Raw genomic sequence first — 24,423 nt, 5'->3', positions numbered from 1 at the left:
ATTCCAGCCCAGGAGCCGTGCGTGAACCCTCGGCACCTCCATACCGACCCGGCCTTGCGCCGGGTTTTGTATTTGAAGTCACAGCACTTTGCACCTGCAGCAGGGCTTGCGCGGCGGTTTTCACGCATGCTCTGCGGCAGCAGACGACGTATGATCCGGACGCATATTCGCAGCGCCCACCCCATGACCTTGCAACAGCTTCGCCGCATAGCCACCTGCCTGCTGGGCCGGTGCGTGCTGGCATGGCTGGCACTGTCCATGGGGGTGGCGGCAGCCGCGCCGCTGATCCAGTCTCAGGGGTTTGAGCTGATCTGCACCAGCACCGGCGCGGTCAAGCTGATCGTCAAGGGCGAAGACGGCGGCAGTGCCCTGGGTGCGGGTCATCTCGATTGCCCCATGTGCCTGCCCCATGCAGCACCGCCTCCGCCCGCGCTGCAACTGCCGCCCCCTACCGAGTCACCGCTGTGGCATGCGCAGCAGCCCGTGGAGCGGGCGCGCATCGCCGCCATCACAGCCGCGCCTCTGCCTGCGCGCGGGCCGCCCCCCGCTTACCTCTGAACCATTTCTGGCTCTAGCGCAGATCCGATCTGCGCTGGCCGCTATCAGATTCACAGGGACAACTACGTCCCAAGGTAAGCATTCATGAAACAGATTTTTCTGCCACTGGTGGTCAGTGGTATCGCATGGCCGTGCCTGGCCCAGACTTCAACCGATTCCGCCGACCCGCCTGAGCGCTCCAAGACCCTGGGAGTGGTCACCGTCAACGGCGGCCAGCCCAGCTCGCTGCCCACGCAGATTCCGACCACCATCGAAGGCATCACGCGCGAGGAGATCGAGACCCGCATCAATGCCACCGACAGCGAAGATGCCCTGAAATATCTGCCCAGCCTGCTGGTGCGCAAGCGCTATATCGGCGACTACAACCACGCCATACTCTCCACCCGTGCGTCGGGCACGGGCAATAGCGCGCGCTCGGCCGTCTATGCCGACGGCATTTTGCTGTCCAACTATCTGGGCAATGGCATTGCCAACGGCAGCAACTATGCGCCGCGCTGGGGCCTGGTGACGCCCGAGGAAATCGAGCGCGTCGATGTCATGTACGGGCCGTTCTCGGCCGCCTATCCCGGCAATTCCGCCGGCGCCGTGGTGGACTATGTGACGCGCATGCCCGACAAACTCGAAGCCCATGTGGCCACCGGCTATGCCCACCAGAGTGCCGACGTGCTGGGCAGCAGCGGCCATTACCGCAGCTGGAACACCAGCGCTTCGATAGGCAGCAGAAGCGGCGACTGGTCGTACTGGATCAACCTGAGTCGCAGCGACAGCCAGGGCCAGCCCATGACCTTCCCCAGCGTGCTGCAGTCCGCAGGCGTGGCGGGCAGCGCCGGCACGCCCGTGACGGGTGCGATTGCCGGGCTCAACACCACCAACCAGCCCTGGTACATCCTGGGCGCGGGCACGCAGTACCGCACCAGGCAGGATCACGCCAAGATCAAGCTGGCCTATGACATCACGCCCATGCTGCGCGCCAGCTACACGCTGGGCTGGTGGCAGAACAACGCCAAGGGCAGCTCACAGACCTATCTGCGCGGGCCGGACGGCCAGCCGGTGTACAGCGGCAACATCCATATCGACGGCAAGACCTACAAGCTGGCCGACACCGCATTCGGACTGAGCCAAGACCAGCAGACCCACACCATGCATGGCGTATCGCTCAAAAGCCATACCCAGGGCGAGTTCGACTGGGAGCTCAGCGCCAGCCTCTATGACTACGGCAAGGATCAGCAGCGCGTGCCCACCATTGCCCAGCCGGCTGCCAATCTGGGTGGCAAGGGCACGCTGCAGGATCAGGACGGCACGGGCTGGAACACGCTGGCCGCCAGGGGCACATGGCGACAGAACGACATACTGGGCCTGCAGGGCACACATATCGTGGACTTCGGCCTGGGCCGCGATGCCTACAAGCTCAACATCGGCAAATACAACGTGGTTGGCGACTGGCAGTCCGGCCCGGCCAACGAGCAGTCCATCCTCAGCCAGGTCGGCGGCAGGGCCGAGACCCGCTATGCCTGGGCACAGGACAGCTGGCAGATCGCCAGGGACTGGAAGGCCGTGCTGGGCCTGCGCTGGGAGGACTGGACGGCCAGCCAGGGCCACACCGCCACGGCCAGCAGCCAGCTGAGTTACGCCCAGCGCAGCGAATCGCATTTCTCGCCCAAGGCCGCGCTGGCCTACCAGCTGGCCCGCAGCACCATGCTCAAGGCCTCGCTGGGCCGGGCCGTGCGCTTTCCCACCGTGGGCGAGCTGTATGGCGCGACCTCTGGCGGGGCACTGTCCTTCATCAACGACCCGAATCTGAAACCCGAAAAATCCTGGACGGGCGAGCTGACGGCCGAGCAAGACCTGGGTAACGGTCTACTGCGCGCCACCTGGTTCCACGAGCGCACGCGCGATGCGCTCTACAGCCAGCTGATTCCCGGAACCACCATCTCTGCGGTGCAGAACGTGGATCAGGTCCGTACCTCGGGGCTGGAACTGGCTTACTCGGCGCAGTCGGTGTGGATTCGCGGGCTGGACCTGGGCGGCAGCCTGACCTGGGCCAACTCGCGCATCACGGCCAATGCCGCCAACCCGGCCAGCGTCGGCAAATGGCAACCCCGCGTGCCACGCTGGCGTGCCACGGCCTGGGCCACCTACAAGCCCGACGAGCGTTGGGCCTTGACCGTGGCGGCGCGCTACAGCGGGCGCCAGTACTCGAATCTGGACAACAGCGACGTGCATGCCGACACCTATATGGGTGCCAGCCAGTACTTCAGCGTCGATCTGCGGGCCCGCTATCAGATCGACAGGCAGTTGTCGGCCGCCTTTGGCATAGACAACGCCAACAATGCCAGGTACTGGAACTTCCATCCCTATCCGCAGAGAACCTTTAGCGCCTCCCTGCGCTGGGATCTTTAGACGCCGGCTGCTCTAGGCCAGCCTGGCCACCAGGCCATGGGTCTTGCGCATCCTGAAAGTGCCCAGGCAGGCCAGCAGCGCCAGGGCCAGGCCCAGGCCCAGCACGCAGGCACCTTGCCAGCCGTTGATGCGCCAGGCGAGAGTCCCCAACGCCGAGCCCGCCGCCGCGCCCGTGAAATAGCCCGTCATATAGACGGCATTCATGCGGCCGCGCGCTGCGGGCAGCAACTGGGCCACCGTGGCCTGGTTGGTGATGTTCAGGCATTGCAGACCCAGATCGATCACCACCATGCCCAGCACGAACCAGCCCAGATGCGCTCCGCCCACCCACAGCAGCGGCCAGGACAGCAGCAGGGCCAGCGCCCCGATGGCGCAGCTCACGCGGCCCAGGCCCTTGTCCACCAGTCGCCCCGCCTGCGTGGCCACCAGGGCACCCGCCGCGCCGGCCAGACCGATCAAGCCGATCTGCCCGTCGTCCAGGCCCAGGGGGCCGCTGGACAACTGCAGCGCCATGGTCGAGAACAGCACGCTGACCGAGGCGAACGCCAGCGCGCTGACCAGGGTGCGCTGGCGCAGACCCGGCTGACTGCGCAGCAGATGCCACATGCTTCCGAGCACCTGTGGATAACTGACAGGACTGGGGTTGCGCGATGCCGGCAGCGCCTTCCACAGCCACAGCGCCACCACGGCCATCACCAGCGCAGCGCCCTGGTAGACGGCCTGCCAGCCCCAGGCCTCCGAGACCATGCCGGCCACGCTGCGCGCCAGCAAAATGCCCAGCAGCAGACCGCTCATCACCCAACCCACGGCCCGCCCGCTTTGCCCCGGCTGGGCCAGGGCCGCCGCCATGGGCACCAGCACCTGGGCTGCAACCGAGAACAGACCGGCCATCAGCGTGCCCAGCAGAAACAGATCGAACTGGCCCGCCAGGCCGCACAGCGCCTGCCCCAGGGCAGCCAGCAGCATCAGGCTCACGGCCAGGCCGCGGCGCTGCAGCTTGTCGCCCAGCGGAGCCAGCAACAAAAGGCCCGCCGCATAGGCCACCTGGGCCAGCGTCACGCTGGTCGCGGCCGCCGACTCGCTGACCGAGAAATGAGCGGCAATCGAGTGCAGCAGCGGCTGGTTGAAATAATTGCCGCCCGCGCACAGGCCGCAGGCCAGTGCCATCAGCAACAGGGAGGAGGCGCTCAGACCGGGCGCGGAAACGTTCACCGACATAGATAACGGCCACATCCGGCAGATGCGGCGCTTGCATGAAGCCACCGCCCGAGGGCCGTCGCTGATCAAAGAGGGAGTTCGGAAGTCCGGCATGCGCTGTGTCATGCCTGTGGCAGCGTCTCAGCTGCCGGTGCCCGCCAGCAGGCCGGGGCAAACCGTGATGCAATACAGAAAGCTCTGCAGCAGCCGGTATTGTCTTCAGGCCGGCTGCCAATCCCTTGCCCGGGGCACAATGCCCTGTTAAAAGACAAGGGTTAACCCTTAACTTACTGTATGCGCACCCCCATGAAACTGCTCTCCGCCGTTCTGGCCGTCGCGGCCGCCGCCGCAGGAACCATGGCCTTCGTCGGCATGAGCCATGCCGAACAGATAGGCGCCGTGGATACCGTCTTCAAGTGGATTGGCCCGGATCACAAGATCGTGGTCGATGCCTATGACGACCCCAAGGTGCCGGGTGTGACCTGCTATGTCTCGCGTGCCAAGACCGGCGGCATCAAGGGCGGCCTGGGCCTGGCCGAGGATCGCTCGGAAGCGTCGATCGCCTGCCAGGCCACGGGCAATATCCAGTTCCCCGCGCCGCTCAGGCAGCAGGAAGAAGTGTTTACCGAGCGCACCTCGCTGCTGTTCAAGCGCCTGCGTGTGGTGCGCATGGTGGATGCCAAGCGCAACGCCCTGATCTATATGACCTACTCGGACCGGGTGATCGAGGGCTCGCCCCAGAACAGCGTCACCGCCGTGGCCGTGCCCCAGGGAACGGCTATCCCGCTGAAATGAAAATCAGAGCAGGCTGCGCTTGTGCAGTTCGCGTTTGAGGCAGTTTTGGCTGAGGGCCAGGCCCGGCGACCTACTGACTGAAAGTCAGACCGTCGGCGTCCAGCGCAGGCGGGCGCAGCAAATCCTCGTTCACGCCCATGGCCTGACTGGCGCGCTCCACGGCCTGCCAGAGTCCGGCAGGCATCTGCAAAATGGCCTCGGGGGACTGCGCATCGTCGATCCAGTGGCTGATCTGCAGGTGCTGTTCGTGAGTGAGCAGGTCCAGGTGCAGCATTTCATCGATGGTTTTCATGGTGTTCCTCCCTGCTTGAGAAAGCCGGCGCTGCACAGACCGCGCCCGACTTGTCTACCCAATATAGGGGCAAAAACCGGTGTCACAAGCAAATCATTGTTAAGAAAACCATAGCTGTCGACGTCTGTCATTCAGGCGCTACAGCGTGTTTGACATTGGAGGGACCCGAGGGCTCGCTCAGCACCGGTTCGTTGGCCTTGCAGGCATCGACAAAGGCCTGCAGCGCGGGCGAGCGGCGCTTTCCGGCACGCTGCACCAGAGAGAAGTTGCGCCACATGCGCGGCAGGGTGGTGGGCAGAATTTCCAGCGCCCGGGCCTGCAGCTGTGACTGCACCAGCACGCGCGACAGACAGCTGATGCCCAGCCCCTGCTCGACACAGCGTGCAATCGCCTCGGAGCTGCCCAGCGTGGCGCTCGCAGGCAGCTGGTGCAGATGCGGCAGCAGCGCATGCTCGACCATCTCGCGCGTGCCTGAGCCCGCCTCGCGCAACAGCCATGCCGCCTTGCGCAGCGCTGCCACGCCCAGCGGCTTGCTGCGCGCCTGCTCGGCCAACGGGTCCTGCGGAGATGCCACGATGACCAGTTCGTCGCGCAGCCAGGGCTCGACCTCCAGCCCCTGCCAATGGCTGCTGCCCTCGATCAGGCCCATGTCGACCTCCATGGCCAGCACGGCTTCGCCCACTTCCTGGGTATTGGCGATCTGCAGATCCACGCGCACCAGCGGATGCGAGCGTGCCAGACGCGCCAGCACTTCGGGCAGCGCATAGGTGCCGATGGTGGTGCTGGCCGCCACGCGCAGGCGCACCGGCATATTGGCTGCACGCGCGGAAAACGTCTGCTCTATGCCTCTGGCCTGCTCCAGAACGCCCAGGGCCTGGGGCAGCAGCGCACGGCCCGCATCGTTGAGCACCAGGCGCTTGCCCACGCGCTCGAACAGCTGCACGCCCAGACCTTGCTCCAGCTGCTGCAGCGCGGCACTGGTGGCCGACTGCGAGAGCGCTACGGCCTCTGCGGCCGCCACCGTGGTCCCGCTTTGGGCCACGGCGCAGAAGATCTCGAACTGACGCAAGGTGAGATGCAGCATGACGATGATTCGTATATTCGTATCGATGACAGCAGACTCGCCAGCAGCCCCTGCCTGCCAGCAGAAAACAGGCGGCCCAGCCATTCCATCAGCGACTCATGGAGTCAATGATTGAGTCGAATTGCAGGCGCCAGAAAGCCCAATCTACCTGTTTTATAGGTTGATCTTACAAAAACTATTAGTTATACAAATATAACCAAGAAATCTAAAGTGATCTCCACGCCGGCAATCAGACCTGTTGTCTTGCCTGCTGCGAAAGGTCACGATGAACACTACAACACTGAAAAACTCCGCACCCTCGCAAGGCTGGATGCACAAAACCGGCGGGATGATTCCCGGCCTGCTGCTGGCAGGTACCATCGCTGCCGTTGCCACCTGGGCCGCACAGTTTCCGGCCATCAAGAACAACGGCCTGAGCGCGCTGACGCTGGCCATCATCATCGGTCTGCTGATCGGCAACACCGTCTATCCGGCCATCGCCAGCCAGTGTGCCAGCGGCATCGCCTTCACCAAGGCCCGCCTGCTGCGCACCGGCATCGTGCTCTACGGTCTGCGCCTGACCTTCCAGGACATCGGCCAGGTCGGCATGGCCGGCGTGGTGATCGATGCGCTGGTGCTGTCCAGCACCTTTTTGCTGGCGCAGTGGATAGGCCAGAAGCTGCTGGGCATGGACAAGCGCACCACCATGCTGGTGGGGGCCGGCGCCTCCATCTGCGGCGCTGCCGCCGTGCTGGCCACCGAACCCGTGGTCAAGGGCCGCGCAGAGGACGTGGCCGTGGCCGTGGCCACCGTGGTGGTGTTCGGCACCATCGGCACCTTTCTCTACCCGGCGCTGTTCCACTGGAATGCCGAGTACGGCTGGATAGACACCAGCATGCAGCAGTACGGCGTTTTCGTCGGCTCCACCGTGCATGAGGTGGCCCAGGTCGTGGCCGCCGGCGAAGCCATCGGCAGCCAGGCCGCCGATACGGCCGTGATCGCCAAGATGGTGCGCGTGATGATGCTGGCGCCCTTCCTGCTGGTGCTGTCCATGTGGCTGACACGCAGCGAACGGGCCCTGGGCGTGAACGACGGCCAGCCCGGCAACCGGATCACCATTCCCTGGTTTGCCGTGGGCTTCGTGGCCATGGCCGGAGTCAACTCCCTGGGGGTGCTGCCCAAGGAAGCGGTCAGCATAGGCATTCAACTCGACAACGCACTGCTGGCCCTGGCCATGGCCGCCCTGGGACTGACCACCCATATCCGCGCCGTGCGTGCTGCCGGCACCAGGCCGCTGATTCTGGCCCTGGCGCTGTTCGTCTGGCTGCTGGTCGCCGGCCTGGTATTGAATCTCTGGATTCCTACACTTTTTTGATAGCAGCTTACGCTTTACCGGATTAGAAATACAACATAGACAGAGCTGAAACCATTTGAAGGAGAGCGCATGACGCTCTCCTTTTTTTTGCTCTCGCAGATCAGGGAATACCCTTTCTATAAATGCAGACTCAATTAGTTTGAATTGCAAATTAATTGGACAGGCATCAAAATTCAGCCATGTCTTTTACCGATGCACCCTCCCGCGACCGCCTGGGCTTTCTCATGGTCACCCTGACCCGCCAATGGCGGCGTTTTGTCGAAGAACAGCTGGCCGCCAGCGGCCTGACCGACGCTACCTGGACGCCGCTTCTGCATCTGCGCGCCTGGGGTGACGGCGTGACGCAAAAGGAGCTGGCCGAGCGCGTGGGCCTGGACGGCTCCAGCCTGGTGCGTCTGCTGGACATTCTCGAAGGCAAGGGCTGGGTGGAGCGCCGTGCCGATGCGGCCGACCGCCGCAGCAAGCGCATCTTTCTCACGGCCGCAGGCAATAGCGCCGTGGACAGCATCCGCGCCACCATGCTGGAGGCCGAACTCAGTCTGCTGCAGGACCTGCAGGACTCCGAGGTCGAGGCCATGCTGGACGGCGTGAACAAGATTCGTGCCCGTATCGAGCAGATGCACGGGCAGCGCTCAGCCCAGGCCCACCCCGACACAGAGGAGCGCGCATGAGCGTGGCTGCCTACGACCGCCTGCTGGAGAGCGCCACGCTATGGGGCTTTGACAGCGCCCGCCTGCGCCAGCATCTGCGCACGGCCTTTGCAGCCTGTATTGCCGTGTTCGCGGCCTGGGCCCTGGGGCTGGAACATCCGCAATGGGCGGGCATGACGGTCTGGGCCGCCTCCCAGCCGCTGCGCGGCCAGCTGCTGGAGAAAAGCTTTTTCCGTACCACGGGCACGCTGGTCGGCACAGCCGCCGGCGTGGTGCTGGTGCTGGTGGCCGATGGCGATCTGCTCTGGCTGGTCACGGGGCTGGCGGTGTGGATCGGCATCTGCGCGGGCCTGGGCAATCTGCAGCGCAGCTTTGCCTCCTACGGCACCATGCTGGCCGGCTATTCGGCCTCCATGGTGGCCTTGCTGGACAACGGCAACCCCGCCCATGTCTACGCGCTGGGCTGGGATCGCTTGTTTACCGCGCTGACCGGCGTGGCTGCCGCCCTCGTCGTGGGCTGGCTGTTCACGCCCGTGGGCGCTGAAATCCCCGGCGACGGCAGGGTACGGCGACTCTGCGCCCGCCTGCTGCGCGACATCGCCGACGCCGCACAGGCCACGGCCAGCGGCCATAGCGCCCTCAACCCCAGGGACCTGGCCGAGCGGCTGGCCGTGATGGCCGCCATCGAAGAAGGACTGGACCCGCATGCCGCGGGCTCGCAGCGTTCGCGCCGCGCCGTGCGGGCGCTGCGCCGCCTGATCAACACCCAGATCTCGGCCCTGCTCTGGCTGCGCGACAGCACGGGCAAGACCCTTACCCCCGCCTTCACGGCCGAGCAGGCCCGGATCATGACGGCCGCGCTGGAGCAGGCCGCCAAGCTGCTGGAAACCCAGCCCGCACCGCTGGCAGCCATCGACGCCATCGCCACAGCCCGCAGTGCCGCCGCAGGCTGGGGCCATGCCGAGGAAATCCTGGGCAATATCGGCCTGGCCCTGCAGGCCCATTTTGTGGCCGCCAGCGACCTGAGGCTGCCGGCCCACCATCGCGCACGCCAGCTGCCCGTGGTCCTGCACAGCGACTGGGTGGGCGCGCGCCGGGCCATGCTGCGGGCCTTCAGCGCCATCTTTCTGGTCGGCCTGGTCTGGGTGGTCACGGGCTGGCATGGCGGCGCCTACATGCTGCTCGGCCTGTCGGTGATGATCACCGTGTTCTCCTCGTTCGAGAACCCGGTCTTCACCATGCGCTTTGTGATTCTGGGGCAGGCCATGGGCGCCGGCGTGGCGCTGGCCTGCCAGTGGTTTGCCTGGCCGTTTGCCAACAGCCAGCTGCAGATGGTGCTGATGATGCTGCCCTTCATCTTTCTTGGCGCCCTGCTGCTCAGCCACCGCCGCACCACGCTGTACGGGTTCGACTGCAATATGGTGATCCTGCTGGCGCTGTCGCCACACTTCCCCTACCAGCTCGATGTGGGCCACTCGCTGTCCATGGCGTTTGCCATCGTCACCGGCCCGCTGGCCGGCTGGGCGGCCTATCGCTTCATCCTGCCCGTCACCGCGCAAGGCAGGCTGGACGGCCTGCGCGCCATGATGGTTCACGAGCTGCAGGACATGGCTTGCGCCCCGGTGCACGCCCGCGACGTGCGCGTGTGGCGCGCCCGCCTCTACCACCGCCTGCTGCGCCTGGTGCGCGCCTGCGAAAAAGTCAGCGCACCCGCCGTGCAGGACGCAGCTGACTGCGGTCTGGCCGCGCTGCGGGTGGGCAAGGCCGTGCTGATCCTGCATCAGCTGCAGGCGGATTTACTCCTGTCCGAAAGCACCTTGCGCGGTGTGCGCAGCGCGCTGCAGAGACTGCAGCAATTGCCCAGCGCTCCCGCCAGGGCCGTGCCGCTCCTGCAAGGCCTGGCCCGGCGCATACAGCAGCGCCAGCCCGAGCAGGCGCTGCAGCTGCGACTGGCGGCTCAGGACATTGAAGCGCATCAGCAGTTTTTTGCCAGTACCGCCAAGATTGCCTGAACACCATCGCCCATGAAAAAAGCCGCTGCAAACACAGCGGCTTTTTGCCTCTCAGAGCGAAACCTCAAACCAAGCATGCTCCATCTCGGAGGCGCCAAGCAAGAGCCTGGCCGGCCACGCCGCCTCGCGACGATGGCGTCGCGCGCAGCGCTTAGAGAAAGGGGGAAGGCGCAAAGCGCCTTAGGGGGTTACACACAAGTGATCGCCACGGCCTTGGCCACCAGATAGGCCTCCAGCGCCTCCGGGCCGCCTTCGGAGCCATAGCCCGAATCCTTGATGCCGCCAAAGGGCAGCTCGGCCGATGGCAGGGCAGGCTGGTTGATCCACAGCATGCCTGCCTCCACATCCTGAGACAGCAGGTGCGTCGTCTTCAGCGAGCGCGTGAAGGCATAGGCGGCCAGGCCATAGGACAGGCGATTGGCCTCCTGAATGGCATCTTCGATCCTGTCGAAGCCGCGAATCGCCGCCACGGGGCCGAAAGGCTCCTGGTTGAAGATATCCGCCGTCAGAGGCACGTCGGCCAGCACCGTGGGGGCAAAGAAGTTGCCGGCGGAGCCAAAGGATTCGCCGCCCGTCATCAGCTTGGCGCCGCTTTGCTCGGCGTTCTGGATCAGCTGGGTCAGCGCGGTCACGCGACGCGGATTGGCCAGCGGGCCCATCTGCGTGCCCTGCTCCAGGCCGTTGCCGACCTTCAATGCCTCGGCATGGGCCACCATGGCGCGCGTGAACTCCTCGCGCACGCTGTTGTGCACCAGAAAGCGCGTGGGCGAGATGCAGACCTGGCCCGCGTTGCGGAACTTGGCAGCGCCAGCGGCCTTGACGGCCAGTTGCACGTCGGCATCCTCGGCCACGATCACGGGGGCATGACCGCCGAGCTCCATGGTGGAGCGCTTCATGTGCTGGCCGGCCAGCGCTGCCAGCTGCTTGCCCACGGCCGTGGAGCCCGTGAAGGTCACCTTGCGGATCACGGGATGGGCAATCAGATATTCGGAAATCTGTGCGGGGTTGCCATAGACCAGGCCCACCACACCGGCAGGAATGCCGGCATCGACAAAGCACTTGAGCAGGGCTGCGGGGGAGGCCGGAGTCTCCTCGGGCGCCTTGACCAGGAAGGAGCAGCCCGAAGCCAGGGCCGCGCCGATCTTGCGCACGATCTGGTTGACGGGGAAGTTCCAGGGCGTGAAGGCAGCCACGGGCCCCACGGGTTCCTTGATCACCAGCTGCTGCTGCTCGGGGCGACGCGAAGGCACGATGCGGCCATAGACACGCAGAGCCTCGTCGGCAAACCATTCGATGATGCCGGCGCCGGCAATGATTTCCACCTTGGCCTCGGCCAGCGGCTTGCCCTGCTCCTGCGTCAGCAGCGCGGCGATCTCGTCGGCACGCTCCTTGAGCAGGGCTGCGGCACGGCGCATGATGGCGCCGCGCTCATGGGCAGACACCTTGCGCCAGACCTGAAAGCCCTTGTCGGCCGCCGCCAGGGCGCGGTCCAGATCGGCGATATCGGCATGGGCCACACGGCCAATCACCTCGCCGCTTGCCGGGTTGCGCACATCAATTTTCTTGCCGCTGGCAGCGTCCTGCCACTGACCGTCGATCAAAAGCTGGGTATCGGGATATGCAGTGCTCATCGCATGACTCTTAGGTGTCGGCCGCCGCTATCCCCCTGCAGACTGACGAGGCCGGGTGTGACAAATGTTCAGGGGTTACCGGACAAATTCTAGTCATGCAGGCCCGGCACTCAGACAAAAGGGAGACAGCTGTCAGCAATCGGCCTTTATGCCCCCACGGCGCGGCGCAGCTGCACCTGCTCCAGCAGACCGTCAAGGCCGGCTTCCGACGATGCGGCAAGGCCGACGACGTCGCCCACCACGAACACGCAGGGACTGCCCAGTCCGCTGCATGCCAGCGCCTGCGTCATCTGCCCCAGATCGGTCAGTATCTGCTGCTGTGCCGGCAGGCTGGCGTTCTGGACCAGGGCCACGGGAGTCGTAGCCGGCAGTCCGCCGGCCAGCAGTTGCTGCTGGATGATGCCGGCAGTGGCGACCCCCATGTAGATCACCAGTGTCAGCCCCAGCATGCGGGCCGTGCCGGCCAGCAGCTGCCAGTCATGGCCGGCGCTGCCCGGCTTGGCATGACCTGTGACAAACACCACGCCATGGGCATGGTCGCGATGGGTCAGCGGAACGCCCAGGCTGGTGGCGGCCGCCAGCCCGGCGGTGATGCCGTTCACCACTTCCACGGCGATTCCGGCTGCGCGCAGATGCTCGACCTCTTCGCCGCCCCGGCCGAAGATGAAAGGGTCGCCGCCCTTGAGGCGCACCACCAGCTCGCCCTGGCGGGCCGCCATGATCATGAGCTTTTCGATGAACTCCTGCGAGGTGCTCTCGCGCCCGCCGCGCTTGCCCACATGAACGATGCGGGCGCTTGCGCTGGCAAGCTTCACGATGTCGGCAGACACCAGGTCGTCAGCCAGCAGCAGCGTGGCGGACTGGATCAGTCTCAGCGCCTTGAGCGTGAGCAGTTCCGGATCGCCGGGGCCGGCACCGACCAGATAGCAGCGGCCCACGGGCGGCAGGGAAGTGACATGGCTGTTTGTCATGGCTGGCCTTTCATGTGCATTGCCGGACATCGAAATCTAGGTGGCAACCGGCAGGGCTGCCGACTGCGGCGCAGGCGTCGCATGCACCAGTTGTTTGATCCTGGGGATGCAGGAGCCGCAGCGCGTGCCACAACCCAGGGAAGACTTGAGCTGCGCAAGCCGCTCGTCGGCAGAGCCCTCGCACGCGGTCAGTGCCGAGTTGATGCGGGCCTCATCCACATTCATGCAGGCACAGATCTGTGGCGACCGGGCCGGCATGGCGGCGGGTGGCCTGGCCCCCGAGGACAGCAATAGGCGCCCATAGCTTTGCACCGATTGCTCGTCGCGCAGTACCGGTCCCAGCCAGCGACCGGCGCTGGCGTCGCCGCAGAGCAAAAAGGCATCGAGCCTGGGCTCCCCGGTCTGACGGCCAATCGCCATGGCACGGCTGCATTGGCGACGCGCGTCGGCATAGCGCATGGCCTGCGGGCCATCGAGCCGCAGCAGTCCATGCAGCCGCGCCAGCACCTCGGCGCCGGGCTGCGCATAGGCCGCCGCGCGGAACTGCACGCCGGTGCGGCCCTGATCCGCTTTTTCCAGCGGTACGGCGCGTCCGAACAGCACACAGCTGGCAAAGTCGAACTCGGCCATCAATTCGCTCAAGGCCTGGCGAACCGACTGCACATCCTGCTCATCCAGCCAGGCCATGCCCAGACAGGTCCAGGGCAGCTCGGCCTTGAGCAGCCTGACGGCCACATGCTTGAGCTCGGGCTGCTTGGAGCGCGGGCAGCGCTCGGGCGTGGTCAGGGCGTTGACGCCCGCAAGCCGCTGCCCCTTGGAGCCCATGCCGCTCAGGTACATGCTGCCCCAGTGCATGGGCAGATAGAGCTGTGCGGGCTGCAAGCCCGGGTCCGACTGAACGGGCAACACGATGGCGCCATAGCGGTTGGAGGCATGGACCAGATCGCCATCCTGCAGCTGCAGGCGCTGCATGTCCTGGGGACTGACCTGCAGCTGCGGTTCGCTGACATGGGCAAACAGGCGCCCCAGCTGGCCGGTGCGCGTCATGCCATGCCATTGATCGCGCAGGCGGCCGGTGTTGAGACTGAACGGATGCCGCGCATCGCGCGGCACGGCTGGCGCCTGCCAGGGCTGGGTATCAAAGCATGCGCGCCCGTCCTCGGTCGCAAACACCGCATCGCCATACAGACGCTGCCGCCCCTGGCTCGCGCCTTGAGGCATGGGCCATTGCTGCGGTCCCTTGACCTCCAGCACCGCCCAGCTCAGACCCGTGATATCCAGATCGCGCCCGCGTGTGGACTCGCGATGCTCGTTCCAGACAGCTTCGGCACCCGCGTCGGCATTCGCAGTGTCATAGGGAAACAAGCTTGGCAGCGAGGGCCGCAGATGCTGCTCCAGGCGCCGCGCCAGCTGCACGCCTATCTGCCAGTCATGGCGTGCCGCCCCCGGCGCGACCACGGCAGCGCGCACCCGCGAGATGCGTCGCTCGCTGTTGGTGACCGTGCCCAGCTTCTCGCCCCAGGTGGAAGCGGGCAGCAACCAGTCGGCATAAGCCGTGGTCTCGGTTGCGGCAAAAGCCTCCTGCACCACCACCAGCTCGGCACGCTCCAGCGCCCTGCGCACCATGGCCTGTTCGGGCATGCTTTGCGCGGGATTGGTGCAGGCAATCCACAAGGCCTTGATCTGGCCGTCGGCGGCGGCCTCGAACATCTCCAGCGCGGACTTGCCTGGCTGCTGCGGAATCGACTCCACACCCCATAGCCGCGCCACTTCGGCCCTGTGCGCTGCGTTGGAAAGATCACGATGCGCGCTCAGCAGATTGGACAGCCCGCCCACCTCGCGCCCTCCCATGGCATTGGGCTGGCCCGTCAGTGACAGGGGCCCGGCGCCAGGCCTGCCGATCTGGCCCGTCGCCAGATGCAGATTGATCAGTGCCGCATTGTTGGCCGTGCCGCTGCGGCTTTGGTTCAGACCCTGGCAGTACAGGCTGAGCGTGGGACGACGCACGTCCGCCGGCTCCTCGGCACCGCCCAGCGCCATCCAGCGCGCTGCCCGGTACAGGTCCGCCACTGGCAGGCCGCAGAGGGCAGCAACCTTTTCGGGCGTGGCTTCGCGCACCAGTTCCTTGAGCGCTGCAAAGCCGCTGATGTGCTGCGCGATGAAGGCGCTGTCCGTCCAGCCCTCCCACAGCATGATGTGCAGCAGACCGTGAAACAGCATCACATCGCTGCCCGGCTGCAGCGGCAGATAGAGATCGGCCAGCTCGGCGGTCTCGGTACGGCGCGGATCGGCCACGATGATCCTGAGTTGCGAATTGCGCTCCCTGGCCTCTTCCACACGCCTGAACAGAATGGGATGCGCCCATGCCATATTGCTGCCCGTGATGAACAGGCAGCCGGCCAGATCGATGTCCTCGTAGCAGGCCGGTGGTGCATCGGCGCCCAGCGTGGCCTTGTAGCCGGCCACGGCGCTGCTCATGCACAGGCGCGAATTGGTGTCGAGATTGTTGGTGCCCAGCAGACCTTTGACCAGCTTGTTGAAGACGTAGTAGTCCTCGGTCAGCAACTGGCCACTGAGGTAGAAACCCAGCGCGTCGGGACCATGGGCTGCATGAATCCGGGCGATGCGCCCGGCCAGTTCGTCCAGTGCCAGATCCCAGCTGACCGCCTGCGGTACGGCTGTACGCTCCAGCCTGCGCATGGGCTGCAGCAAACGGGCCTGCTGGGCATAGGCGGGCGCGGCCGTCAGATGCAGGGTGCTGCCCTTGGTGCACAGGCGGCCCAAGTTGGCAGGATGCTCGGGATCGCCACGCACACCGGTAATCTGCAGGCCGTCGGACTCGACGATCACGCCGCAGCCGACACCGCAATAGGGACAGGTGGACTTGGTTTCTTTCATGGTGTCCCCCAGAAGATGCGGAATTGACATTCACCGCAACAATCGGGTTCGCAGCCCACACGGCAACAAGGGCAGCTGGATTGGGTCTCACACATGGCAGACTTTCAGTGAAATCATGCTGTAACGCCTTCTGAATAAGCGCATGCAGCTATTCATTTCATATCAACAGAGACACTAGGCCGTGGCGCAGCCGGATTTACCCGCGCAATGTGCGGGACCGGCATGCGGGCGGGTCTGCTCCAGGGCGCGGCTGGCCAGTTCGTCGGCGCGCAGCTGCACCTCGCCGTCCTGCACACGCACGCTGAAATAGGGCGTGCAGCCCTCATCGGGCGCCGCCGCCTCGCCGGAGCTCAGCGCAATCGTCCAGTTGTGCAGCGGGCAGGCCACGCTGCGCCCGAACACAATGCCTTGCGACAGCGGGCCGCCCTTGTGCGGGCAGCGGTCCAGCAGCGCGAACACCTCGTCGTCGGCATTGCGGAACACGGCCACATCCAGCCCTTGTGCGCGCGCCACGCGGCGTGCTCCCAGCACGGGGATGTCGTCCATCGTGCAGATAGAAATCCATTCGCTCATTTCTGGCTCCTCGGTGCTTGTGATCAGACGCCGGCGCTTTCGGTGTGCGCCGCAGTCAGTGGCTGGAACTGGCGCGTATCCACGGCCGCCTTGTCGGCTTCGAACCAGGGATCGGGCTCGCCGTCCAGTGCAAACTGCAGCTGCTCCCACAGCGCCCTGCGGCCCTCGGCATCGCCGAGAATGCGTCGCTTGACATAGTCCAGGCCCACGCGATTGATGTAGTGCACCGTGCGCTCCAGATACCAGCCTTCCAGGCGGTACAGCTGCATGAAGGCGCCCGTGTACTCCATCACCTCTTCGGCGGTCTTGAGCTTGGTGAAGAAATGCGCAACCTCGGTCTTGATGCCACCGTTGCCGCCCACATACATCTCCCAGCCCGAGTCCACACCGATGATTCCCACATCCTTGATGCCGGACTCCGCGCAGTTGCGCGGGCAGCCGCTGACCGCGAACTTCACCTTGTGCGGTGCGTACATGCGCCACATGGCGCGCTCCAGGTCCTTGCCCATCTGGGTGCTGTCCTGCGTGCCCATGCGGCACCATTCGCTGCCCACACAGGTCTTGACCGTGCGCAGTGCCTTGGCATAGGCATGGCCGCAGGGCATGCCGATATCGTTCCAGACGGCCTGCAGATCCTCCTTCTTCACGCCCAGCAGATCGATGCGCTGACCGCCCGTGACCTTCACGGTGGGGATCTGGTACTTGTCCACCACATCGGCAATGCGGCGCAGCTCGGAGGCCGTGGTCTCGCCGCCCCACATGCGCGGAATCACGCTGTAGGTTCCGTCCTTCTGGATGTTGGCATGGCTGCGCTCGTTGATGAAGCGGCTTTGCGGGTCGTCCCTGGCTTCCTTGGGCCAGGTGCTGATCAGGTAGTAGTTGACAGCCGGGCGGCAGGAGGCACAGCCATTGGGCGTGCGCCACTCCATGAAGCGGAACACCGCATCGGTGCTCAGCAGCTTGTGCTCGCGGATCGCATCGCGCACGGACTGGTGCCCGTGGTCGGTGCAGCCGCACATGGCCTTGGTCTTGGGGGCCGCCGAGTAATCGCCGCCGGCCGTGAACATGATGATCTGCTCCACCAGCCCGGTGCAGGAGCCGCAGCTGGCACTGGCCTTGGTGTGCTTGCGCACATCGTCGAGCGTGAACAGGCCCTTGTCCTTGATGGCCTTGCAGATCGCGCCCTTGGTCACGCCGTTGCAGCCGCAGACCTCGTCGCCATCGGCCATGGCCGCGGCCTTGCTCTGCCCCTGGTGGCCGGTATCGCCGAGATTGGATTCGCCGAACATCAGCTTGTCCCGGATATCGGCCACGCTGCGGCCCTCGCGCAGCAGCTTGAAGTACCAGCTGCCGTCCACCGTGTCGCCGTACAGGCAGGCACCGACCAGTTTGTCATCCTTGATGACCAGCTTTTTGTAGACCCCCGCGTAGGGATCGCTCATGAGAATTTCCTCGGTATCGCCGCCGCCCTGGAAATCGCCTGCAGAGAACAGATCGATGCCCGTGACCTTGAGCTTGGTCGAGGTCAGCGAACCCAGATAGCGACCGATGCCGAACTCCGCCAGATGGTTGGCCAGTACCTTGCCCTGCTCGAACAGGGGCGCCACCAGTCCGTAGGCAATGCCTCGGTGCGCCGCGCATTCGCCCACGGCATAGATGCGCGGATCGGTCACGGTCTGCAGCGTATCGCTGACCACGATGCCGCGGCTCACATGCAGATGCATGGACTCGGCCAGTTCGGTGCTGGGACGAATGCCCACGGCCATCACCACCAGTTCGGCCGGGATCTCGCTGCCATCCTTGAAACGCACGGCGCGCACGCGGCCGCCGGCATCGCCCAGCAGCTCCTGCGTCTGCGCCTGCATGCAGAACTGCATGCCGCGCTCGGCCAGCGATTTCTGCAGCATGCGGCCCGCCTGATCGTCGAGCTGGCGCTCCATCAGCCAGTCGCCGACATGCACCACGGTGACCTGCATGCCGCGCTTCATGAGGCCGTTGGCCGCTTCCAGTCCCAGCAGGCCACCGCCGATCACCACTGCATGCCTGAGTGTCTTTGCCGCTTCGATCATGGCCTCGGTGTCGGCAATGTCGCGGTAGGCCAGCACGCCCTTCAGGTCCTTGCCGGGAATGGGCAGGATGAAGGGCTTGGAGCCGGTCGCCATGATCAGCCGGTCGTACTCGGCGCTGGCGTTCTCGCCCTGGGCATTGACCGCATGCACGGTGCGTCGGGCCCGGTCGACGGCCGTCACGGTATAGCCGGCGTGCAGCAGGATATGGTGGTCCTGGTACCAGGACCAGTCGTTGAGCACGATATCGCCGAGCGTCTGCTCGCCGGCGAGCACGGGCGACAGCAGAATGCGGTTGTAGTTGGGATGCGGCTCGGCGCCGAAGACCGTGATGTCGTACAGATCGGGGGCAATGGCCAGCAGCTCTTCCAGCGCACGCACGCCTGCCATTCCGTTTCCAATCATGACCAGTTTGGATTTTTTCATCTGAGTCCCCGTGGGCATTTGCAAAGCCAAAAAAAAGACGTCTGCGCGCTTCATGACTTGCATGAACGCGTAGACGTCTTTGTCTGTGGGTTCTGGTCCAGCCTTGCACCATCCCCCGGTGACCCACCTTGGCCACGCTGAACAACACGCAATTGCTGTGCCAGCTTTTCTCAGCCTGCACAGACTATTCCATCCTGCGGCATGCACTGCTTTTGTGCATGGCCGCTTTATTGCTGTGCAAAACAAACATGGCGCCCCAAGGCGCCATGCAGCTTGAAATCAAAAAGGCTCAGGCCGCCTTCTCCACGTGGCCCTGGCGCGTGTAGAGAAAGTCGATCACCGCCTTGCGGTAGCTCTGATAGCGGGCATCCTCGGCCAGTTCCACCCGGCTGCGCGGGCGTGGCAGCGCCACATGCAGCACCTCGCCAATCGTGGCCGCAGGCCCGTTGGTCATCATCACGATCTTGTCGGACAGCAGCACGGCCTCGTCCACATCATGCGTGACCATGACCACCGTGCTCTGGGTGCGTGCCACGATCTCCAGCAACTCGTCCTGCAGCTTGGCACGCGTGAGGGCGTCGAGAGCACCGAAGGGCTCGTCCATGAGCAGCACCTGGGGCTCCATGGACAGGGCGCGGGCAATGCCCACGCGCTGCTTCATGCCGCCCGAGATCTCTCCGGGGCGCTTTTGCGCCGCATGGCTGAGCCCCACCATGGCCAGCGCTGCATCGGTGCGCTGCGCCAGCTGCGCCCGGGTTTCGCGCTTGCCGAAGACGCGCTCCACGGCCAGATGCACATTGCCCCAGCAGGTCAGCCATGGCAGCAGCGAATGGTTCTGGAAGACCACCGCACGCTCGGGGCCAGGGCCCTTGATTTCCTTGTTGGCGCACAGCAATGCACCGCCCGTGGGAACGGTCAGGCCGGCAATCAGATTGAGCAGTGTCGACTTGCCGCAGCCCGAGTGCCCGATGAGACTGACAAACTCGCCCTTGGCAATGTTCAGATTGATGTCGCGCAGTGCGGGAAACAGTCCCTTGGCAGTCTTGAAGGTCTGCTCCACCCCGTGGATCTCGATGTACTTGGTGCTGAGAGATGTATGCATGAGGTACTCCTTGTTTTTTCCGAGGCCACCGTGGCGCCGGCTTTGCCGGGCCACCGGTGGTGCCCCCTTGAGGGGGTGACGCGCCCGAAGGCGCGGCTCAGGGGTGGGTTAAGTCTTGACCTCTTCAAACGTAAAGGCCGAGGCCAGCTTGACCAGGGCCCACTCCAGCACCAGGCCCACGATGCCGATCACGAAGATGGCGATGATGATGTTCTTGACATTGAGGTTGTTCCACTCGTCCCAGACCCAGAAGCCTATGCCCACGCCGCCAGTCAGCATCTCGGCGGCCACGATCACCAGCCAGGCCGTGCCCACGGCCAGGCGCACGCCGGTCAGCATATAGGGCAGCACCGCAGGAAACAGAATGGTGGTGGCGATCTTCCACTCCGACAGATTGAGCACGCGTGCCACATTCATATAGTCCTGGGGCACACGCTGCACGCCCACGGCGGTGTTGATGACCATGGGCCAGATCGAGCAGATGAAGATGGTCCAGATGGCTGCCGGATTGGCGCCCTTGAACACCAGCAGGCCTATCGGCAGCCAGGCCAGCGGCGACACCGGACGCAGCAGGCTGATCAAGGGGTTGAACATGCGCGACAGAAAGCTGAAGCGCCCGATCACGAACCCCAAAGGGATGCCGACCAGTGCCGCCAGACCGAAACCCAGGGCCACGCGCTGCAGCGAGGACAGCACGTTCCAGCCCACGCCCTGGTCATTGGGTCCGTTGCGGTAGAAGGGATCGCTGAACACCTGCAAGGCCTGTTCCCAGGTCTCGGCCGGGGTCGGAATGCTCTTGCCGGTGGTGCTGGAGACCAGCGACCACAGGCCGACCAGGAGCGCCAGCCCCAGCAGCGGCGGCAATACCTGGCCGGCAAACGCTTCCGCGTGCCGGCGCCAGTGGCCGGGCGGGGTCGAGATCACCGCCGGGGATGCCCTGACGACACCGGTATCTTTTTTCACTTCAGCCCTTGAAATATCTGCGTTGCCAGCGGTCTTTTCTGCAGTTTCCAGCTGTGCATCGTTGGCGGCCAGAGCGGCCAGTTGGGGGTCATGCGGGGGATCGAGTTCCAGCGGCGAATGAAGTGCGGCACTGACCATGATGTCTCTCCGTTAGGTGGGGCGGCCTCAGGCCTTGATCTTGAAACCGTCAGCGTACTGGGCCGGGTTCTTGCCATCCCAGACCACGCCGTCCATGAGCTTGCTGCTGCGCAGCACATCCTTGGGCACACTGACCTTGAGCTGGCTGGCCGCCTGCTGGTAGAGGTCGATGCGGTTGATCTGCTTGGCCACGGACAGATAGTCGGGATGGGCCTTGAGCAGACCCCAGCGCTTGTGCTGGGTGAGGAACCACATGCCGTCCGACAGATAGGGGAAGTTCACGGCCCCGTCGTTGAAGAACTTCATGTGGTTGGGGTCGTCCCAGGTCTTGCCCAGGCCATTCTGGTAGCGCCCCAGAATGCGCTGGTTGATGGCGTCCACGCTGGTATTGATATAGGACTTCTGGGCCACCGTCTCGGCCATCTTCGTCTTGTTCTGCAGGCTGGCGTCGATCCAGCGGCCGGCTTCGAGAATCGCCATCATCACGGCGCGGCAGGTATTGGGATTCTTCTGCGCGAACTCGCCCGTGGTGCCCAGCACCTTCTCGGGATGGTCCTTCCAGATGTCCTGCGTGGTATTGGCCGTGATGCCTATGCCGTCCATGATGGCGCGATGGTTCCAGGGTTCGCCCACGCAGAAGCCATCCATATTGCCCACACGCATATTGGCCACCATCTGGGGCGGCGGCACGGTGATCAGCTTGGCCTCGGACAAAGGGTTGATGCCTGCTGCCGCCAGCCAGTAATGCATCCACATGGCGTGGGTGCCGGTGGGGAAAGTGCCGGCGAAGGTGTATTCGCGCTTTTCCTTGGCCATGACCTTGGCCAGGCTGGCTCCGTCGACCGCCCCCTTGTCGGCCAGGGCCTTGGACAGCGTGACCGCCTGGCCGTTGTTGTTCAGCCCCATGAGCACGGCCATGTCCTTCTTGGGGCCGCCCACGCCCAGGTGCAGGCCGTAGACCAGGCCGTAGAGCACATGGGCGAAGTCCAGCTCGCCGTTGACCAGCTTGTCGCGCACGCCGGCCCAGCTCGCCTCCTTGCTGAGAACGATCTTCACGCCGTATTTCTGGTCCAGGCCCAGCACCGAGGCCATGACCACGCTGGCGCAATCGGTCAGCGGGATGAAGCCGATCTTGACCTCTTTCTTCTCCGGCGCGTCGGAGCCTGCGGCCCAGGCGCCATGGTGGCCCAGCGTGCCATAGAGTGCCGCGGCACCGGCCACGCGCAGAAACTCACGCCGGCCACCGGCAGATACGGGCTCCGGCGCGGGAGCAGTAGTCGAAGAAAGGCGCTGGCTCATGAGAAAACTCCATCAAGAATCGTGGTGAAGGCGATCCGGAAAACAAAAAGGCGCCCTTCCCTCCTCGGGTGTGAGGAGAAAAGGACGCCGTTGTCCCAGGTCACTCGTAATAACGCTTTAAGCGCGACCGCCTTTGGTCTGCTTGACATCAACAGTCATGCACAAACCATGCCAGCCCCTGATCAGAGGTGGAGCAGGCTTTGCCCCCCGGTTTTTGGCCCATATTTGGTGCAGCGCAACAAACACAACGCTGTCAAAGCGATGAATTGGTGCTGCCAGGCAGCAGGTCCACTGTGGCCAGAATCGCCTCGGCCACATCCAGCATGCGCCGGTTCTGGTTCATGGCCGTCTGGCGGATCAGCTTGTAGGCCTCGCCCTCGCTGAGCTGGCGGTAGTTCATCAGCACGCCCTTGGCCCGCTCTATGGTCTTGCGCTCCTTGAGCGTGGCGCGCGCCTTGTCGATTTCGGTCTGCATGTCCTGCAGGCGCATGGACTGCTCCTGCACCAGCAAGACGATGCTCTTCTCGAGCTGCAGCCCGTATGCGCCCTCAGCAGGCAAGAAGGCGGCTGGCTGCGTGGCTCCCAGAAAGGCTGCAGCCGCTTCGGCGCGAGTCCCAGGCTGCGGCTGCATCTCCAGCAGCGCCTTTTGCTGACTCAGAGCGGCACCGGCCTGCTCCAGCTTGCGCAGACATTGGGCCTGCAGCTCCTCGGCCAGGAATGCCTCAATCTGGTGCATGGCATCGAGCCGGCTGGAACAGGCTTCGAACCATGGCGAGCTCAGGCTGCAGTCCAGCGCCATGCCGTCCCCGGCCGTGCAGCCCAGGCGCCGCAGCCGCTCGATCACCGTCATATCGGGACAGGCCCCGCATTGCTGCTGCCAGCGCTCCATCCCCGAGGGGCTGGCGAAGTCTGCAAACACCTGAAAGCAGCGCTCCTGCGACTCGATCAGATGCAGCCAATGGCGCTGACGCTCTGTCCTGCCGACCCCTGCGGTAAACGCCGCGACCCCTGTGGCGCGCTCCTGGCCCGCCAGCTCCTTGCCCTGCATGAAATGAAACACCGCCACCAGCAATTTCGCGATATCGGGATCGCAAGCGCTGTCCGCCGCCTCGAACACCACGGTCAGGCAGGCCGCAATCATGCGGATCAGCGCCTGCGTGCAGTCCTCGGCACTCAGCTGCAGCGCATTGCGCCGACGGCGCAGCAGCGGCAGGGCTTCAAAGCCTTGCAGCGCATTGGCGATCGCATTGAACAAGCGAGCGCCATGCGCACCCGGCGCCCGCGCGCCCAGCTCTTCAAGGGCGAGACAGACCCGCCCCATGACCTGGTCCACATGAAGGCCATGGTCGAGCAGGCTCTGCTGCGCCTGTGCGCCGCCGCTGACCAGAAAGATATTCGAGAGACCGCGCTCTTTTTGCAGCGCATGGACGAGCTCGGACATGCTCGCCACCAGGCTGCTGGCGCGGCTGATCTGCTCCAGCTCGGCAATCTCGCTTTGCCTTGCAGCCACCAGATAGTGCAGAGGCGTTTTCATGGGGTAGTGCTTGTCGTCATGTTGATGCCATCGACGATCAGCACGATTCATGCCATCTCAGGCGAGGCGACGCTGCCGCCTCTGCCAGAGCTGGTCCACCATGGCGCCCACACCGATTCCCACGACATAGGCCAGCAGATCCAGGGGATCGAAGCCATTGCCCAGCACCAGATAGGCCAGCTTGTTGGCGCGCAGGGCCTGCATCCAGGGGGCCTGATAGAGCTGCAGAAACTCGATGGCAAAGGCGATGACCAGGGTCCAGGCCATGAGCTTGCCGCACGTGATGGCCGGCCGCAGCCAGGCCACGCACAGCAGCACCACCCAGGCCCAGAGCGCATCGCCCGGATAGTTGCCCAGCACGGCGGGAAAGGGCACGTAGCCCCGGCGCGAGGCCAGCCCGATGGCGATGACCGCCACAATGAGCAGGGTCAACCCCGTCCGTGAGCGACGAAAGGATCCGCCAGCGGCCAGATGTATCAA

19 protein-coding genes are annotated in these 24,423 nt (G+C 64.9%); 6 read left to right on the top strand and 13 right to left on the bottom strand.

All coding sequences use genetic code 11. The annotated features are described in order from the left end of the window. Nucleotides 1-183: 183 nt before the first annotated feature. Nucleotides 184-558, top strand: coding sequence for a DUF2946 family protein (locus FSY59_RS05425; RefSeq protein ID WP_043376051.1), 375 nt, complete (start codon nucleotides 184-186; stop codon nucleotides 556-558). Nucleotides 559-642: 84 nt separating this feature from the next. Further along, nucleotides 643-2,958 carry a TonB-dependent receptor gene (locus tag FSY59_RS05420; RefSeq protein WP_148728641.1) on the top strand — a complete coding sequence of 772 codons (2,316 nt, stop codon included), beginning with the start codon at nucleotides 643-645 and terminating at the stop codon, nucleotides 2,956-2,958. Nucleotides 2,959-2,970: 12 nt separating this feature from the next. Here FSY59_RS05420 and FSY59_RS05415 read toward each other — a convergent pair whose 3' ends face one another. Further along, nucleotides 2,971-4,176: an MFS transporter gene (locus FSY59_RS05415; RefSeq protein ID WP_148728640.1), complete on the bottom strand. Its 1,206-nt coding sequence runs from the start codon at nucleotides 4,174-4,176 to the stop codon at nucleotides 2,971-2,973. 273 nt (nucleotides 4,177-4,449) lie between these two features. On the opposite strand from FSY59_RS05415, the gene FSY59_RS05410 reads away from it, so the two are divergent. Beyond that, nucleotides 4,450-4,950 carry a CreA family protein gene (locus tag FSY59_RS05410; RefSeq protein WP_148728639.1) on the top strand — a complete coding sequence of 167 codons (501 nt, stop codon included), beginning with the start codon at nucleotides 4,450-4,452 and terminating at the stop codon, nucleotides 4,948-4,950. A 70-nt stretch (nucleotides 4,951-5,020) separates the two neighbouring features. Here FSY59_RS05410 and FSY59_RS05405 read toward each other — a convergent pair whose 3' ends face one another. Next, nucleotides 5,021-5,242 (bottom strand): hypothetical protein, encoded by a 222-nt coding sequence (locus FSY59_RS05405; RefSeq protein WP_148728638.1) that lies wholly within the window; start codon nucleotides 5,240-5,242, stop codon nucleotides 5,021-5,023. Nucleotides 5,243-5,369: 127 nt separating this feature from the next. Continuing rightward, a complete protein-coding gene (locus FSY59_RS05400) occupies nucleotides 5,370-6,326 on the bottom strand; it encodes a LysR family transcriptional regulator (RefSeq protein ID WP_034399482.1) in 957 nt (318 codons plus the stop codon). 265 nt (nucleotides 6,327-6,591) lie between these two features. On the opposite strand from FSY59_RS05400, the gene FSY59_RS05395 reads away from it, so the two are divergent. The 3 genes from FSY59_RS05395 to FSY59_RS05385 all read left to right on the top strand — a co-directional run bounded on the left by FSY59_RS05395 (nucleotide 6,592) and on the right by FSY59_RS05385 (nucleotide 10,342). Continuing rightward, complete coding sequence (locus tag FSY59_RS05395) at nucleotides 6,592-7,680, top strand: YeiH family protein (RefSeq protein ID WP_043370824.1); 1,089 nt, start codon at nucleotides 6,592-6,594, stop codon at nucleotides 7,678-7,680. 179 nt (nucleotides 7,681-7,859) lie between these two features. After that, the gene (locus FSY59_RS05390; protein WP_003058855.1) at nucleotides 7,860-8,351 is read left to right on the top strand and encodes a MarR family winged helix-turn-helix transcriptional regulator; all 492 of its coding nucleotides are present in this window, start codon (nucleotides 7,860-7,862) and stop codon (nucleotides 8,349-8,351) included. Then, nucleotides 8,348-10,342, top strand: a complete 1,995-nt coding sequence (locus FSY59_RS05385; protein ID WP_003058856.1) for an FUSC family protein — start codon at nucleotides 8,348-8,350, stop codon at nucleotides 10,340-10,342. The genes FSY59_RS05390 and FSY59_RS05385 overlap by 4 nt, the downstream gene beginning before the upstream one ends. 188 nt (nucleotides 10,343-10,530) lie before the next feature. Here the strand turns inward: FSY59_RS05385 and FSY59_RS05380 are convergent, their stop codons facing one another. The 10 genes from FSY59_RS05380 to FSY59_RS05335 all read right to left on the bottom strand — a co-directional run bounded on the left by FSY59_RS05380 (nucleotide 10,531) and on the right by FSY59_RS05335 (nucleotide 24,375). Continuing rightward, complete coding sequence (locus tag FSY59_RS05380; RefSeq protein ID WP_003058859.1) at nucleotides 10,531-11,973, bottom strand: NAD-dependent succinate-semialdehyde dehydrogenase; 1,443 nt, start codon at nucleotides 11,971-11,973, stop codon at nucleotides 10,531-10,533. A gap of 146 nt (nucleotides 11,974-12,119) precedes the next feature. After that, nucleotides 12,120-12,944, bottom strand: a complete 825-nt coding sequence (gene cobA, locus FSY59_RS05375) for a uroporphyrinogen-III C-methyltransferase (protein WP_043370819.1) — start codon at nucleotides 12,942-12,944, stop codon at nucleotides 12,120-12,122. A 36-nt stretch (nucleotides 12,945-12,980) separates the two neighbouring features. After that, nucleotides 12,981-15,842: a nitrate reductase gene (locus FSY59_RS05370; protein ID WP_148728637.1), complete on the bottom strand. Its 2,862-nt coding sequence runs from the start codon at nucleotides 15,840-15,842 to the stop codon at nucleotides 12,981-12,983. A gap of 174 nt (nucleotides 15,843-16,016) precedes the next feature. After that, nucleotides 16,017-16,415, bottom strand: a complete 399-nt coding sequence (nirD, locus tag FSY59_RS05365) for a nitrite reductase small subunit NirD (RefSeq protein ID WP_003058862.1) — start codon at nucleotides 16,413-16,415, stop codon at nucleotides 16,017-16,019. Nucleotides 16,416-16,438: 23 nt separating this feature from the next. Next, nucleotides 16,439-18,907 carry a nitrite reductase large subunit NirB gene (gene nirB, locus FSY59_RS05360; protein WP_255439180.1) on the bottom strand — a complete coding sequence of 823 codons (2,469 nt, stop codon included), beginning with the start codon at nucleotides 18,905-18,907 and terminating at the stop codon, nucleotides 16,439-16,441. A 289-nt stretch (nucleotides 18,908-19,196) separates the two neighbouring features. Next, complete coding sequence (locus tag FSY59_RS05355; protein WP_003058864.1) at nucleotides 19,197-20,009, bottom strand: ABC transporter ATP-binding protein; 813 nt, start codon at nucleotides 20,007-20,009, stop codon at nucleotides 19,197-19,199. A gap of 108 nt (nucleotides 20,010-20,117) precedes the next feature. After that, on the bottom strand, nucleotides 20,118-21,110 hold the full coding sequence (gene ntrB, locus FSY59_RS05350; RefSeq protein WP_043370815.1) for a nitrate ABC transporter permease: 993 nt from the start codon (nucleotides 21,108-21,110) through the stop codon (nucleotides 20,118-20,120). 27 nt (nucleotides 21,111-21,137) lie between these two features. Beyond that, nucleotides 21,138-22,409: a CmpA/NrtA family ABC transporter substrate-binding protein gene (locus FSY59_RS05345; RefSeq protein ID WP_003058866.1), complete on the bottom strand. Its 1,272-nt coding sequence runs from the start codon at nucleotides 22,407-22,409 to the stop codon at nucleotides 21,138-21,140. A gap of 253 nt (nucleotides 22,410-22,662) precedes the next feature. Further along, a complete protein-coding gene (locus tag FSY59_RS05340; protein WP_255439179.1) occupies nucleotides 22,663-23,994 on the bottom strand; it encodes a nitrate regulatory protein in 1,332 nt (443 codons plus the stop codon). Nucleotides 23,995-24,000: 6 nt separating this feature from the next. Continuing rightward, a complete protein-coding gene (locus FSY59_RS05335) occupies nucleotides 24,001-24,375 on the bottom strand; it encodes a DUF2809 domain-containing protein (RefSeq protein ID WP_019042728.1) in 375 nt (124 codons plus the stop codon). Nucleotides 24,376-24,423 lie beyond the last annotated feature (48 nt).

Origin of the sequence: Comamonas sp. Z3 (assembly GCF_008121565.1) — a bacterium.
Taxonomy (GTDB): domain Bacteria; phylum Pseudomonadota; class Gammaproteobacteria; order Burkholderiales; family Burkholderiaceae_C; genus Comamonas; species Comamonas brasiliensis.
Note: the sequence above shows the minus strand (reverse complement) of the source record. Positions and strands in the feature narration are given on the sequence as shown.

Bases quoted from the DNA above. Each gene is read 5' to 3' on its own strand.
- FSY59_RS05425 (WP_043376051.1), top strand. From the start codon at position 184: ATGACCTTGCAACAGCTTCGCCGCATAGCCACCTGCCTGCTGGGCCGG.
- FSY59_RS05420 (WP_148728641.1), top strand. From the start codon at position 643: ATGAAACAGATTTTTCTGCCACTGGTGGTCAGTGGTATCGCATGGCCG.
- FSY59_RS05415 (WP_148728640.1), bottom strand. From the start codon at position 4,176: ATGTCGGTGAACGTTTCCGCGCCCGGTCTGAGCGCCTCCTCCCTGTTG.
- FSY59_RS05410 (WP_148728639.1), top strand. From the start codon at position 4,450: ATGCGCACCCCCATGAAACTGCTCTCCGCCGTTCTGGCCGTCGCGGCC.
- FSY59_RS05405 (WP_148728638.1), bottom strand. From the start codon at position 5,242: ATGAAAACCATCGATGAAATGCTGCACCTGGACCTGCTCACTCACGAA.
- FSY59_RS05400 (WP_034399482.1), bottom strand. From the start codon at position 6,326: ATGCTGCATCTCACCTTGCGTCAGTTCGAGATCTTCTGCGCCGTGGCC.
- FSY59_RS05395 (WP_043370824.1), top strand. From the start codon at position 6,592: ATGAACACTACAACACTGAAAAACTCCGCACCCTCGCAAGGCTGGATG.
- FSY59_RS05390 (WP_003058855.1), top strand. From the start codon at position 7,860: ATGTCTTTTACCGATGCACCCTCCCGCGACCGCCTGGGCTTTCTCATG.
- FSY59_RS05385 (WP_003058856.1), top strand. From the start codon at position 8,348: ATGAGCGTGGCTGCCTACGACCGCCTGCTGGAGAGCGCCACGCTATGG.
- FSY59_RS05380 (WP_003058859.1), bottom strand. From the start codon at position 11,973: ATGAGCACTGCATATCCCGATACCCAGCTTTTGATCGACGGTCAGTGG.
- cobA (WP_043370819.1), bottom strand. From the start codon at position 12,944: ATGACAAACAGCCATGTCACTTCCCTGCCGCCCGTGGGCCGCTGCTAT.
- FSY59_RS05370 (WP_148728637.1), bottom strand. From the start codon at position 15,842: ATGAAAGAAACCAAGTCCACCTGTCCCTATTGCGGTGTCGGCTGCGGC.
- nirD (WP_003058862.1), bottom strand. From the start codon at position 16,415: ATGAGCGAATGGATTTCTATCTGCACGATGGACGACATCCCCGTGCTG.
- nirB (WP_255439180.1), bottom strand. From the start codon at position 18,907: ATGAAAAAATCCAAACTGGTCATGATTGGAAACGGAATGGCAGGCGTG.
- FSY59_RS05355 (WP_003058864.1), bottom strand. From the start codon at position 20,009: ATGCATACATCTCTCAGCACCAAGTACATCGAGATCCACGGGGTGGAG.
- ntrB (WP_043370815.1), bottom strand. From the start codon at position 21,110: ATGGTCAGTGCCGCACTTCATTCGCCGCTGGAACTCGATCCCCCGCAT.
- FSY59_RS05345 (WP_003058866.1), bottom strand. From the start codon at position 22,409: ATGAGCCAGCGCCTTTCTTCGACTACTGCTCCCGCGCCGGAGCCCGTA.
- FSY59_RS05340 (WP_255439179.1), bottom strand. From the start codon at position 23,994: ATGAATCGTGCTGATCGTCGATGGCATCAACATGACGACAAGCACTAC.